The 12,991-nt window shown below is 45.5% G+C and carries 12 protein-coding genes and 1 pseudogene; 10 read left to right on the forward strand and 3 right to left on the reverse strand.

What is annotated here, in order from left to right; translation table 11 throughout:
- Positions 1-2: 2 nt before the first annotated feature.
- The 7 genes from GYO_RS29005 (at position 3) to GYO_RS29035 (ending at position 8,373) form a co-directional block, all read left to right on the forward strand.
- Positions 3-1,022, forward strand: coding sequence for a zinc-binding alcohol dehydrogenase family protein (locus tag GYO_RS29005; RefSeq protein WP_014113448.1), 1,020 nt, complete (start codon positions 3-5; stop codon positions 1,020-1,022).
- 24 nt (positions 1,023-1,046) lie between these two features.
- Positions 1,047-2,126, forward strand: a complete 1,080-nt coding sequence (gene uxuA / locus GYO_RS29010; RefSeq protein WP_014113449.1) for a mannonate dehydratase — start codon at positions 1,047-1,049, stop codon at positions 2,124-2,126.
- The gene (locus GYO_RS29015) at positions 2,123-2,959 is read left to right on the forward strand and encodes an SDR family oxidoreductase (protein WP_014113450.1); all 837 of its coding nucleotides are present in this window, start codon (positions 2,123-2,125) and stop codon (positions 2,957-2,959) included. Before uxuA ends, GYO_RS29015 begins: the two co-directional genes overlap by 4 nt.
- 47 nt (positions 2,960-3,006) lie before the next feature.
- Positions 3,007-4,275: an MFS transporter gene (locus GYO_RS29020; protein ID WP_014113451.1), complete on the forward strand. Its 1,269-nt coding sequence runs from the start codon at positions 3,007-3,009 to the stop codon at positions 4,273-4,275.
- A gap of 87 nt (positions 4,276-4,362) precedes the next feature.
- Positions 4,363-5,364: a LacI family DNA-binding transcriptional regulator gene (locus GYO_RS29025; RefSeq protein ID WP_014113452.1), complete on the forward strand. Its 1,002-nt coding sequence runs from the start codon at positions 4,363-4,365 to the stop codon at positions 5,362-5,364.
- A 76-nt stretch (positions 5,365-5,440) separates the two neighbouring features.
- The gene (locus GYO_RS29030; RefSeq protein WP_014113453.1) at positions 5,441-6,883 is read left to right on the forward strand and encodes a tagaturonate reductase; all 1,443 of its coding nucleotides are present in this window, start codon (positions 5,441-5,443) and stop codon (positions 6,881-6,883) included.
- The gene (locus tag GYO_RS29035; protein ID WP_014113454.1) at positions 6,880-8,373 is read left to right on the forward strand and encodes a UxaA family hydrolase; all 1,494 of its coding nucleotides are present in this window, start codon (positions 6,880-6,882) and stop codon (positions 8,371-8,373) included. Before GYO_RS29030 ends, GYO_RS29035 begins: the two co-directional genes overlap by 4 nt.
- A gap of 36 nt (positions 8,374-8,409) precedes the next feature.
- Here the strand turns inward: GYO_RS29035 and GYO_RS29040 are convergent, their stop codons facing one another.
- Positions 8,410-9,174: a sulfite exporter TauE/SafE family protein gene (locus GYO_RS29040; protein ID WP_014113455.1), complete on the reverse strand. Its 765-nt coding sequence runs from the start codon at positions 9,172-9,174 to the stop codon at positions 8,410-8,412.
- Between the two features lie 226 nt (positions 9,175-9,400).
- On the reverse strand, positions 9,401-9,865 hold the full coding sequence (locus tag GYO_RS29045; protein WP_014113456.1) for a DinB family protein: 465 nt from the start codon (positions 9,863-9,865) through the stop codon (positions 9,401-9,403).
- Between the two features lie 148 nt (positions 9,866-10,013).
- Here GYO_RS29045 and yjoB point away from each other — a divergent pair, with 148 nt between their 5' ends.
- From yjoB to phrA, 3 genes are all read left to right on the forward strand, one after another.
- Positions 10,014-11,285, forward strand: coding sequence for an ATPase YjoB (gene yjoB / locus GYO_RS29050; protein WP_014113457.1), 1,272 nt, complete (start codon positions 10,014-10,016; stop codon positions 11,283-11,285).
- A gap of 144 nt (positions 11,286-11,429) precedes the next feature.
- Positions 11,430-12,566: a response regulator aspartate phosphatase RapA gene (rapA, locus tag GYO_RS29055; RefSeq protein WP_079288553.1), complete on the forward strand. Its 1,137-nt coding sequence runs from the start codon at positions 11,430-11,432 to the stop codon at positions 12,564-12,566.
- On the forward strand, positions 12,556-12,690 hold the full coding sequence (gene phrA, locus GYO_RS29060) for a phosphatase RapA inhibitor PhrA (protein ID WP_014113458.1): 135 nt from the start codon (positions 12,556-12,558) through the stop codon (positions 12,688-12,690). The genes rapA and phrA overlap by 11 nt, the downstream gene beginning before the upstream one ends.
- A 31-nt stretch (positions 12,691-12,721) precedes the next feature.
- On the opposite strand, the pseudogene GYO_RS29065 reads toward phrA, so the two are convergent.
- Positions 12,722-12,974 (reverse strand): annotated as a pseudogene (locus GYO_RS29065) (YciI family protein).
- Between the last annotated feature and the right edge of the window lie 17 nt (positions 12,975-12,991).

Below are 12,991 nucleotides of genomic sequence, written 5' to 3' on the forward strand. Positions count from 1 at the left end.
AAATGAAAGCGGTTCAAGTGCGAAAAGCGTATGATCTGGTGACTGTGGAGATGAAGAAGCCGGTTCTTTCAAAGGATGATGAAGTGCTCGTGAAAGTCAAGCGAGTCGGGATTTGCGGCTCAGACATGCACATTTATCATGGCACGAATCCGCTCGCCACCCTCCCGAGAGTCATCGGACACGAGGTAACGGGACAAGTAGAGGAAGTTGGGGCGAATGTACAGAGCCTTAAAACCGGTGACCACGTTGTGATTGAGCCGATTTCTTATTGCGGAACGTGTTACGCCTGCCGCAAAGGGCGCCCGAATGTTTGTGCCAAGCTTTCTGTGTTTGGCGTACATGAGGATGGCGGCATGCGGGAATATGTAGTGCTTCCGGAAAGGCAGCTTCACGTTGTATCAAAGGACTTGCCTTGGGAAGAAGCGGTCATGGCCGAGCCTTACACGATAGGCGCCCAGGCAGTGTGGAGGGGCCAGGTGGAAAAAGGTGATACCGTTCTGATTCAGGGAGCGGGGCCCATCGGGATCTGTGTGTTGAAAATGGCTAAGCTGGCGGGCGCTGCCGTCATGATGACTGACTTGAATAACGAGCGGCTGGCATTTGCGAAAGAAAACGGTGCCGACGCTGTCGTGAATGCCCAAACAGAAAATGTTGCTGAGCGGGTCCGGGAATGGACTGGGAATGAAGGAGCCAATGTGGTCATTGATGCGGTTTGTCTGCCGGCGACTTTTGAGCTTTCAGTTGAGGTCGTTTCTCCCGCGGGACATGTGGTGGTGCTTGGATTTGATGAAAAAGCGGCACAAATTTCTCAGCTGCCGATTACAAAAAAAGAAGTCACGATAACCGGATCGAGATTGCAGACCAATCAGTTTCCCAAGGTGGTAGAGCTTTTGAATAAAGGACGGTTAGCGCATAACGGGCTGGTGACCCATACATTTTCAGTAGATGACGTCCATCACGCATTTCAGTTTATCAAGGAGCATCCAGATCAGGTGCGAAAAGCCGTTATCACGTTTGATTAATCCACTGAATCCGGAGGTGTACACATGAATATGACATTTCGATGGTATGGCCGAGGCAACGATACAGTCACACTGGAACACGTGAAGCAAATTCCCGGAGTCAAAGGCATCGTCTGGGCTCTCCATCAAAAACCTGTCGGCGATGTATGGGAAAAAGAAGAAATCAGAGCCGAGACCGAATATATTCAATCCTATGGTTTTCATACTGAAGTTGTAGAAAGCGTGAATGTTCATGAAGCGATTAAACTCGGTAACGAAGAACGCGGCCGGTATATTGAAAACTACAAACAAACCATCCGCAATCTTGCCGAATTTGGCGTGAAAGTGATCTGCTATAATTTTATGCCGGTTTTTGATTGGACACGCACGGACATGTTTCGTCCACTGGAAGATGGATCAACCGCTCTGTTTTTTGAAAAGGCCAAGGTGGAGAGCCTTGAGCCCCAAGAGCTGATTCGGACGGTGGAGCAAGCATCTGACATGACACTGCCGGGGTGGGAGCCCGAAAAATTAGCTCGGATCAAAGAGCTGTTTGCAGCCTACAGAACGGTCGATGAAGAACAGCTATGGGACAATCTATCATTCTTTTTGCAGGAAATTCTTCCGGTTGCAGAAAGTCACGGTGTTCAAATGGCCCTTCATCCGGATGACCCGCCATGGCCGATCTTCGGGCTGCCGCGTATTATCACAGGGGAGGCAAGCTATAGGAGGCTAAGGGCGATATCGGATTCACCGTCTAATTGCATCACTCTTTGTACAGGTTCAATGGGAGCCAATCCCGCTAATGACATGGTGGAGATTGCTAAGACGTATGCCGGCATCGCTCCATTTTCACATATTCGCAATGTGAAAATTTTTGAGAATGGCGATTTTATTGAAACATCTCATCTGACGAAAGACGGTTCGATCAACATTCAAGGCGTGATGGAAGAACTGCGTAAGCAGGATTACAAAGGATATGTCAGACCGGATCATGGGCGCCATCTTTGGGGTGAGCAATGCCGCCCGGGATATGGCCTATACGATCGGGCACTTGGCATCATGTATTTGAACGGGCTGTGGGACGCCTATGAAGCAATGGCAAAAAAAGAGGTGGAAGTATGATCCCGCTGCATGAGAACCTGGCTGGTAAAACGGCTGTCATCACTGGTGGCAGCGGCGTGCTTTGTTCAGCGATGGCCCGGGAGCTTGCCCGCCATGGCATGAAGGTGGCGATATTGAATCGGACGGCTGAAAAAGGCCAAGCGGTCGTGAAGCAGATTATGGCGGCTGGCGGCACAGCTTGCTCTGTTTCTGCGGATGTGCTGGACAGGAGGTCACTTGTGCAGGCAAAGGAGGACATCCTCGGCCGATTTGGCTCTGTCGAACTGTTAATTAACGGGGCTGGCGGCAATCATCCTGACGCGATAACCGATGTGGAGACATATGTAGAAGCAGGAGAAGGCCAATCCTTTTTTGATATGGATGAGGGGGGCTTTTCAACTGTATTCTCTACCAACTTCACCGGTGCGTTTCTGGCCTCTCAAGTGTTTGGAAAAGAGCTGCTGAAGGCTGATTCACCGGCGATTATCAATCTATCTTCAATGAGTGCTTATTCACCTATGACGAAGGTTCCGGCATACAGTGCCGCCAAAGCATCGATCAATAACTTTACGATGTGGATGGCCGTTCATTTTGCTGAAACCGGACTGCGGGTCAATGCGATTGCCCCAGGCTTTTTTCTGACAAAACAAAATCATGATCTGCTGATCAATCGAGACGGAACCTTAACCGGACGTTCTAACAAAATTATTGCGGGAACACCGATGAAGCGTTTTGGAAAACCAGAGGACCTGCTCGGCACACTTCTTTGGCTGGCGGATGAATCCTATTCCGGTTTTGTCACCGGGGTCACTGTTCCTGTCGATGGAGGATTTATGGCTTATTCAGGCGTGTAACGAAAGCAGCGCAACAGAAGCTGAACCAACATAGGGGTGAGGTTGAGATGTTCTCAAAAGATAAGCTTCCCGTTATCCTTTTTTTGTTCCTGGCAGGAGTGATTAATTACCTGGATCGCTCGGCACTTTCCATTGCAGCTCCTTTTATTCAAGATGATCTCACATTATCTGCCACGCAAATGGGCTTGATTTTCAGCAGTTTTTCGATTGGTTATGCCATTTTTAACTTTCTTGGGGGCGTGGCATCTGACCGCTACGGGGCAAAGATGACCTTGTTTGTCGCCATGGTCGTTTGGTCGCTGTTCAGCGGAGCAGTCGCCCTCGCCTTTGGTTTTGTCAGCCTGCTGATTATACGCATCCTCTTCGGAATGGGAGAAGGCCCGCTGTCTGCGACCATCAACAAAATGGTGAATAACTGGTTCCCGCCGACCCAGCGGGCGTCCGTTGTCGGTGTGACCAACAGCGGAACGCCGCTCGGGGGAGCCATTTCCGGCCCGATCGTCGGCATGATCGCAATCGCGTTCAGCTGGAAGGTATCCTTCGTTCTCATTATGATTATTGGATTAATATGGGCAGTGCTCTGGTTCAAGTTTGTCAAAGAGAAGCCGCCAGTAGCGATGGGGGATGCACCGGCAATCAAAGCAGAAATGCCTCCTAGAGAAAAAATTCCGCTCACCTTTTACCTGAAGCAAAAAACAGTCCTGTTTACGGCGTTTGCTTTTTTCGCTTACAACTACATCCTCTTCTTCTTTTTGACGTGGTTTCCGAGCTACCTTGTTGAAGAGCGGGGACTAAGTGTTGAATCGATGAGTGTCATCACGGTCATTCCGTGGATTTTAGGCTTTATCGGCCTTGCAGCGGGGGGATTTGTTTCCGACTATGTGTACAAAAAAACAGCCCGAAAAGGTGTGCTGTTCTCGCGCAAGGTTGTGCTTGTCTCATGTTTGTTTTCCTCAGCGGTCCTGATTGGTTTGGCCGGGCTTGTGACAACTACTGCGAGCGCTGTCACACTTGTCGCTTTATCAGTGTTCTTTCTCTATTTGACAGGCGCTATCTATTGGGCTGTCATTCAAGATGTGGTTGATCAAAACAATGTCGGTTCTGTAGGCGGATTCATGCATTTCCTTGCTAACACGGCAGGAATTATAGGCCCGGCTTTAACCGGCTTTATTGTTGACCGAACGGGCACGTTTTCTGGAGCATTTTTGCTTGCCGGAGGGTTAGCTGTCTTTGCTTCACTAGCTGTTATTCGTTTTGTCCGTCCGATCATCGGCAAACCAGCAGGAACAGAAGCGGAGAATCCGGTGTCTTATTAATCTGGAAATATAGTGGGAGAGGCGGTATGTTTGATGATACAATATACAGTAACTAATCGCAGCCGGTATGATAAGGAAGGGAATTAGATGGTAACCATAAAAGATATCGCAAAACTCGCAAACGTATCCCACACAACCGTTTCCAGAGCACTCAACAACAGTCCTTACATTAAAGAACATACGAAAAAAAAAATACTAGAGCTCGCAGCACAGCTCAACTATACACCGAATGTAAACGCGAAAAGCCTGGCGATGCAAAAGTCACATACGATCGGGCTTTTCTTTACAAGCATCACAAACGGAACTTCACACAGCTTCTTTGCTGACACAATCAAAGGCGTAAATCAAGCCATAAGTGAGGATTACAATCTCTATGTGCGCGGCATCGATGATCTGAAAAACTATGACTCCGTTACGCCGATGAGATATGACGGCATCATTTTAATGAGCCAAAGTGACATTGATAATTCTTTTATTTATCATATTCGAGAAAAAAACATCCCGCTTGTGGTACTGAATCGCGATATTGATGACCGCAGCATCACGAATATTTTGTCCAATGACAAAGAAGGCTCTCAGGAAGCTGTAGAATACTTCATTAAGAACGGACATCAAGATATCGCCATCATCGAGGGAATCGAAGGCTTTAAATCCTCCCAGCAGCGTAAGGAAGGCTACTTAGCCGCACTGATTCATCATCATATTCCGATCAAACATGAATACAGTGTCAAAGGGCAATACGATATGGAAAGCGGCTTTCAAGCGATGGAGCGGCTGCTGGCACTGCCGAATCCTCCAACTGCTGTCTTTTGTTCGAATGATGACATGGCAATCGGAGCGATGAATGCGATATTCGCAAAGGGCCTGCGCGTTCCTGATGATATTTCAGTGATCGGTTTTGATGATATTGGATTTTCACAATACATTACGCCAAGGCTTTCAACAGTGAAGCGTCCAGTAGAGAAAATCAGCGTGCTTGGCGCGCAAAAACTATTGACGCTGATCAGCGAGCCGGAAACAAAAGCAAAAAAAATCTTGGAGAACACAGAATTCATGGTGCGTGATTCAGTCAGACGATTGACGACGTGATGGCCCGTTTTCAGCGGGCATTCTTTATACAGAAAAATGTTAACGTGTGCATAAATGAGAGAGGGAGGCAATGAAGATGCAGAAGCTAAATAAAAGTGTGTACGATCACTATACTCAGTATCCGGAAAAAATTCTCCAATTCGGAGAAGGGAACTTTCTTCGAGGATTTGTCGATTGGCAGATTGATCAATTGAATCAACACACTGATTTTAATGGGAGCGTCGCAGTTGTGCAGCCAAGAGGGTCAGAAAAAATCAAAAGGTTAAATCAGCAAGATGGTTTATACACGCTTTTTTTACAGGGAATGAAAAACGGAGAAGCGGTAAACGAGCATATGATTATCAACTCAATCAGCCGCGGAATTGATCTGTTTTCTGATTATGAAGCTTACAAAGAATTGGCTTCAAGTGAAGAGCTGCGGTTTATCATTTCCAACACCACTGAGGCAGGTATCGTATGTGATGAAAAAGATCGTTTAGAGGATAGGCCGCAAAAAACATTCCCTGGGAAATTAACGGCATTTCTCTACTTTCGCTATCAAGCTTTTAAAGGAGATCAGACTAAAGGCTGTGTCTTGATCCCATGTGAGCTGATCGAGAATAATGGCGAAAAGCTGAAGGAAACGATTCTTCATTATGCAGATCTATGGAAGCTGGAAGAAGGGTTTACACAGTGGATTCATGATGCCAACACGTTTTGTAATAGTTTAGTAGACCGCATTGTCCCGGGCTTTCCTGTCGACAGCATTGATGAGATTACTGCAGATCTGGGCTATCAAGATGAACTGATAGTTGTGGGAGAGCAGTATTATTTATGGGTTATCGAGGGGCCGGATTGGATTGGGGAAGAACTGCCTTTTGCAGCTGCCGGGCTCCATACAAAGATTGTCAGCGACCTGACCCCTTACAGGATTAAAAAAGTGAGAATTTTAAATGGCGCTCATACGGCAATGACGCCAGTTGCTTTATTATACGGCTTAAAAACTGTGCGGGATGCTGTCGAGCATCCGGAAGTGGGGCAGTTTATTAGAGAGATGATCGGTGACGACATTCTTCCTGTTTTAAAAATGGAAGGGCTTTCTCAATATGCTGATGATGTGCTGAATCGTTTCAAAAACCCGTATATTAAGCATTATCTAGAAAGCATTGCATTGAACTCCGTTTCCAAATTCAAAACGAGAAACCTGCCGACCATTCAGGAATATGCTGAACAGAAGGGACAGCTTCCTGAACGCTTGGTGTTTTCTTTCAGCGCTCTTTTGTATTTTTATCAGGGAAACGAGAAATTGCAGGATGATCCGGCTGTTCTTCAATTTTTCAAAGAGGTGTGGCATCAGGAGAATGGAGACATGCTCCGTATCGCCTCAAGGGTGTTAGGCGAAGAGCGGCTGTGGGGGGCAGATCTGAACGAGATACCGAGGCTGACTGAGAGAGTCGCTGATTACTTGAATCATATTCATGAGCTGGGAATGCAGCGGGCTCTTGAACAATGCTGCACACAAAGGGGAGAGGTACGATGAAGTCATTTATAAAGATTCATAAACAAGATAATGTCCTTCTTGCTCTGCGGGATATTGAGAAGGGAGAGCGGCTGAATGCGGATGGCATGTCGATTGAAGTGAAGGATGATATAAAAAGAGGCCACAAGATTGCGCTTCAGCCTATCAAAGAAAACGACAGCATCATCAAATACGGGTTTCCAATCGGGCATGCATCACAAGATATATCCATCGGAGAGCATATTCATGTCCATAATACAAAAACAAACCTGTCTGATATCCAAACATACAGCTATACACCGAGATTTGATGAAAATCCGTACTCAAATGAGAACCGGACGTTTAAAGGATTTAAAAGAGAAAACGGAGCTGCCGGTGTACGCAATGAATTGTGGATTGTGCCAACTGTCGGCTGCGTCAATGGGATAGCTGAAAAAATGCTCCAGCGTTTTGTCAGAGAAACGGGGGATATCGCTCCATTCGATAACGTGCTCGTGTTAAAACACCAATACGGATGCTCGCAGCTTGGCGACGACCACGAAAATACGAAGCAAATCCTGCTGAATGCCATTCGCCATCCAAATGCCGGCGGTGTCTTGGTGTTAGGGCTTGGCTGTGAAAACAATGAGCTGGCAGGAATGAAGGAAGCACTGCAGGACGTGAACCTGAATCGGGTGAAATTTCTCGAATCCCAGTCTGTGACCGACGAAATGGAGGCAGGCGTTGCTTTGCTGAAGGAGATTCATGAAGCGGCCAAAGGGGATAGGCGAGAAGACATTCCGCTGTCCGAACTGAAAATCGGGCTGAAATGCGGAGGTTCGGACGGTTTTTCCGGTATAACGGCAAACCCGCTGCTTGGCCATTTTTCAGATTATATCATCGCTCAGGGAGGGAGCACGGTGCTGACGGAAGTCCCGGAAATGTTCGGTGCGGAAACCATCCTGATGCAGCGGGCTGCCAATGAAGAAGTGTTTCATAAAATTGTCGATTTAATCAATGATTTCAAACAATATTTTATAAAACATGATCAGCCGGTGTACGAAAATCCTTCACCGGGCAATAAAGCAGGAGGTATTTCTACGCTTGAGGATAAATCGCTGGGCTGCACGCAAAAAGCGGGGATTTCTCCTGTCGCGGATGTCTTGAAATACGGCGAAGTGCTCAAGACAAAAGGGCTGACGCTTTTGAGCGCGCCTGGCAATGATTTGATCGCTTCCTCCGCATTGGCGGCGGCGGGCTGCCAAATTGTCCTCTTTACAACGGGGAGAGGCACGCCGTTCGGCACCTTTGTCCCGACAGTGAAGGTAGCGACAAACACTCAGCTGTACGAGGCGAAACCGCATTGGATTGATTTTAACGCAGGTCTTTTAGCGGAGGATGATGTGCATGAGGAATTTGTGCTGCGGGAGTTTATCCACTATATGATTGAAGTGGCCAGCGGTCAGCTTGTGAACCATGAAAAAAATGATTTCAGAGAACTTGCCATTTTTAAATCGGGTGTGACGTTATAATGAAAAAGGCTATCCTCCGGAGGATAGCCTTTTTCATTAGATCAATTTTAAGCCACTGACCAAAATGATGGACGCCATAATAAATTGCAGCGGACGCGGGGAGAATCGAGGCGAGAGATGGCTCCCGATAAGCACGCCGGGAATCGAACCGATCAGCAGGTTAGCTGCCAGCATGTAATCCACGCTTCCGAAGCTTGCGTTCAAAATGCCTGCTGCCGTAACGAGAAGAAAAGCATGCGCGATATCTGTTCCGACAATCTGTGACGCTTTCATGTTGAATAAGTAGATCATGGCAATTGCAAATAATGACCCGGAACCGATGGATGTTAATCCGACAATAAATCCAAACACAACACCAATAAAAATCGTCAGCGCCCGCTTATTTTCAAGCGGCATCAGCTGCCAGCGGTTCGGGCGAAGCTTTCTATCCAAAAACAAACGAACGATGATTGAAATGGCAACTAGCGTTAACACATAGCCAAGAGCGTGCTTAATAATTTCTTCCTGATGCTGATGAAAGGCGGGGAACAAATGCAGTATGCCAATGGCTAGCGACGCACTCGGAATACTGCCGATGGCTAAGTATTTTACTAATTTAAAGTTAATTGTTTTCTGCCGCCAATGGGAGGCAACGCCAAACAGCTTTGTGATCGAGTTATATACAAGATCCGTACCGACCGCGATGGAAGGATTAATTCCAAGCACAATTAAAAGAGGAGTTAATAAGGCCGCTCCGCCCACTCCCGTCAATCCGACTAAGGCTCCGACAAACAAACCCATCAATATGATGCTTACACTCATGATAAAGGCCTCCTGAAAACCCGACTATTTTTATCAGATTATATATGATTAGATCGCGTTAATCAATTAAATTTTTTGAATTTTTGCACGGTTAGCTGCTTGGGATTTTGGTTTGCTCAATATCTTTATTCATTTGACCTATAATGAGTGTCTGGACGAAATCTGGAAGTGAGCCGGAGGCATAAAAAAAGATACCCCTAAACAGGTATCTTTTTTCTCGTTTACGTTACATGCGCTGCTGATAGAAAGGAAGCTCTGTGTGGCCCATTTCCCGCACATAAACGAACAGGTTGCCTTTATGATGAATTTCATGCTCCATTGCTAGCTGAAGCAGGGCGCTGCCTGTGACTTTTCTGCCGAAAGCGGCTGTCAGATCAATTTCTCTGTCCAGTTGCTCTTCAGTCAGCTGTTCAAGGATAGCGGCCGTTTTTTCTGTATAAGTTTTTGCCAGAACATTGAGATCTGTTTCTGTTTCTTCCTGCTTGTTTTGAAATGGTGAAGCATTGCCTTCTTTAATGACATTTGCGAACAAGTGGAAAGACGTAAGAATGTGTTTGACCAGCTCTTCCGCTGACATTGACGTTTCAGCCGGTTTGTAGCCGTAATGGTCTTTGCTGATTTTTTCAGCAAGCTCATTGGTCACGTTTCGATGGGATAAAAAATGGCTGACAATTTGATTGGATTGGCTCAATATGATCTCCTCCATATGTAAAAATGAATGGTGCAATGAAATCCTATATCAACGGTTATCAATTCACAAGTAATATGCTGTGGGATGAAACAAAATGCTATGTCAATCGTATATATAACGTTCACAAAATATGAAATGGAGTATAAACATGACAAACATACCTTTCATTTATCAGTACGAAGAAAAAGAGAATGAAAGAGCTGCAGCGGGCTACGGCACTTTCGGTTACCTTATCACACGGATTGAAGAAACGCTTTATGATCAATACGGTATATTCTATGAGCTCTATGCCAGTGATGACCCGAACACGGAATACTGGGAGCTTCTTGTAGAAGATGTCCGCAGCGGTTCATTGGAGCCTGAGCATGTGGCATATATATTTGAAAAGCTTGAAAAGAAAACCTTTGCTTACGATGAAGATGAAAAAGAACCGGATTATACCGTCCATAAGTCTATAAGAAACAGTGTATACGCGTATCCTGAAAAGGGAGTTGCTTTTGCCAGAATTCCTTATTTTCAAGATGGGAGCATCATGAGTTTTGATTGTCTGTTTGCGGTTAACGATGAAAAGATGCGTGCATTTCTGGAGGGAGTCAGACCGCGTCTCTGGGAAAAAAGCAAGCGGAAAGTGACCGTTTTTACGGATGGAGATGGAGGAACTTCAAGAGAGCAGGAAGCGATTGTCAGAGAGGTTCAGCGGAGTCAGGTAATCATGAATCCGCTATTGAAAAAAGAGATATACAGATCAATTGATCAGTTTTTTCATAGTGATAAATCGTTTTATCAAACGTATGACATTCCGTACAAGCGCGGCATTCTGTTATATGGACCTCCTGGAAACGGAAAGACGACATTAGTGAAGTCGATCGCAGGCAGTATCGATGCACCTGTTGCCTATTGGCAAATTACTGAATTTACGTCGAGCGAGACAATAGAAGAAGTCTTTCAGGCAGCGAGACGCCTCGCTCCTGCAGTTCTCGTCATCGAGGATATAGATTCGATGCCGGAAGATGTGCGATCCTTTTTTCTCAATACGTTGGACGGCGCGACATCAAAAGAGGGGCTATTTCTCATCGGCACGACAAACTATCCCGAAGAGATCGATCCAGGTTTGATGAATCGTGCAGGACGATTTGACCGTGCCTATGAAATCGGGCTTCCGGATAAGGAGCTGCGGCTGGAATATATGAAAATGAGAGGCTTTGACATCTTTTTGAGTGAAGAAGAAATAAAAAACGCCTCAAAGCTTACAGAAGGCTTTTCCTTTGCACAGCTGGGAGAATTATATGTATCTTCAGCGCTTCAATGGCACCAAGAAGGGAATCATCATATTGAAACCATGGTGAAAGACATGACAGGAGAGCAAAGAAAAAGCCGGCAAGGAAGCTGGATGGAAAAAAACAAAGTCGGTTTTCACTAAAAGAAAGCACGGGTTTTTGAAAAACCCGCGCTTTTTTGTTGCGGTTAGCCGAAATTCGACAATTGCGGTCTTTTTGCGTTCTTCTTTTTCTTGTAAATATGATAAAATATGACATATCTCGGGTAACTCAAAAGGGGGGATTAATTGAGGATGAAGCAGACGATTCCGTCCTCTTATGTCGGGCTTAAAATTAATGAATGGTATACCCATATCCGGCAGTTCCACGTTGCTGAAGCCGAACGGGTCAAGCTCGAAGTAGAAAGAGAAATCGAGGATATGGAAGAAGATCAAGACTTGCTGCTGTATTATTCTTTAATGGAGTTCAGACATCGTGTCATGCTGGATTACATTAAGCCTTTTGGAGAGGACACGTCGCAGCTAGAGTTTTCAGAATTATTAGAAGACATTGAAGGGAATCAGTACAAGCTGACAGGGCTTCTCGAGTATTACTTTAATTTTTTTCGAGGAATGTATGAATTTAAGCAGAAAATGTTTGTCAGTGCCATGATGTATTATAAACGGGCAGAAAAGAATCTTGCCCTCGTCTCGGATGATATTGAGAAGGCCGAGTTTGCTTTTAAGATGGCCGAGATTTTTTACAATTTAAAGCAAACCTATGTTTCGATGAGCTACGCCGTTCAGGCATTAGAAACGTACCAAATGTATGAAACGTACACCGTCCGCAGAATCCAATGTGAATTCGTTATTGCAGGAAATTATGATGATATGCAGTATCCAGAAAGAGCATTGCCCCACTTAGAACTGGCTTTAGATCTTGCAAAGAAAGAAGGCAATCCCCGCCTGATCAGTTCTGCCCTGTACAATCTCGGCAACTGCTATGAGAAAATGGGTGAACTGCAAAAGGCAGCCGAATACTTTGAGAAATCTGTTTCTATTTGCAAGTCGGAAAAGTTCGATAATCTTCCGCATTCTATCTACTCTTTAACACAGGTTCTGTATAAACAAAAAAATGATGCCGAAGCGCAAAAACAGTATCGTGAAGGATTGGAAATCGCCCGTCAATACAGTGATGAATTATTTGTGGAGCTTTTTCAATTTTTACATGCGTTATATGGAAAAAACATTGACACAGAATCAGTCTCACACACCTTTCAATTTCTTGAAGAACATATGCTGTATCCTTATATTGAAGAGCTGGCGCATGATGCTGCCCAATTCTATATAGAAAACGGACAGCCCGAAAAAGCACTTTCATTTTATGAGAAAATGGTGCACGCACAAAAACAAATCCAGAGAGGAGATTGTTTATATGAAATCTAAATGGATGTCAGGTTTGTTGCTCGTTGCGATCGGGTTTAGCTTTACTCAGGTAATGGTCCATGCAGGAGAAACAGCAGACGCAGAGGGGAAAACATTCCATATTGCGGCACGCAATCAAACATGATGATGACAAAAAAGACCCTCAGGGGTCTTTTTTATTTTAGCTTCCATTCTTTTATGGTCAGCTCAGAAGATCCGCTTGCCACCAGAGGATCTGCATGTCCGATTTCCGCCGCTTCTTCCAGAGAAGCTGTTTCGATGACGTAGGCTCCGCCTGTGGCGTCGCTGAATGGCCCGAACATTTTTAAGCGCTTTTCTGCCTGTAAGCGATCCAAAAATTCATAGTGGCCGGCTACATGCTCCTGATTGAATTGATGTTCTCGTTGTCAGCATTAAGTACGTATTCATCTCATATCCCTCCTATT

Origin of the sequence: Bacillus spizizenii TU-B-10 (assembly GCF_000227465.1) — a bacterium.
Lineage (GTDB): Bacteria > Bacillota > Bacilli > Bacillales > Bacillaceae > Bacillus > Bacillus spizizenii.

Bases quoted from the DNA above. Each gene is read 5' to 3' on its own strand.
- GYO_RS29005 (WP_014113448.1), top strand. From the start codon at position 3: ATGAAAGCGGTTCAAGTGCGAAAAGCGTATGATCTGGTGACTGTGGAG.
- uxuA (WP_014113449.1), top strand. From the start codon at position 1,047: ATGAATATGACATTTCGATGGTATGGCCGAGGCAACGATACAGTCACA.
- GYO_RS29015 (WP_014113450.1), top strand. From the start codon at position 2,123: ATGATCCCGCTGCATGAGAACCTGGCTGGTAAAACGGCTGTCATCACT.
- GYO_RS29020 (WP_014113451.1), top strand. From the start codon at position 3,007: ATGTTCTCAAAAGATAAGCTTCCCGTTATCCTTTTTTTGTTCCTGGCA.
- GYO_RS29025 (WP_014113452.1), top strand. From the start codon at position 4,363: ATGGTAACCATAAAAGATATCGCAAAACTCGCAAACGTATCCCACACA.
- GYO_RS29030 (WP_014113453.1), top strand. From the start codon at position 5,441: ATGCAGAAGCTAAATAAAAGTGTGTACGATCACTATACTCAGTATCCG.
- GYO_RS29035 (WP_014113454.1), top strand. From the start codon at position 6,880: ATGAAGTCATTTATAAAGATTCATAAACAAGATAATGTCCTTCTTGCT.
- GYO_RS29040 (WP_014113455.1), bottom strand. From the start codon at position 9,174: ATGAGTGTAAGCATCATATTGATGGGTTTGTTTGTCGGAGCCTTAGTC.
- yjoB (WP_014113457.1), top strand. From the start codon at position 10,014: ATGACAAACATACCTTTCATTTATCAGTACGAAGAAAAAGAGAATGAA.
- phrA (WP_014113458.1), top strand. From the start codon at position 12,556: ATGAAATCTAAATGGATGTCAGGTTTGTTGCTCGTTGCGATCGGGTTT.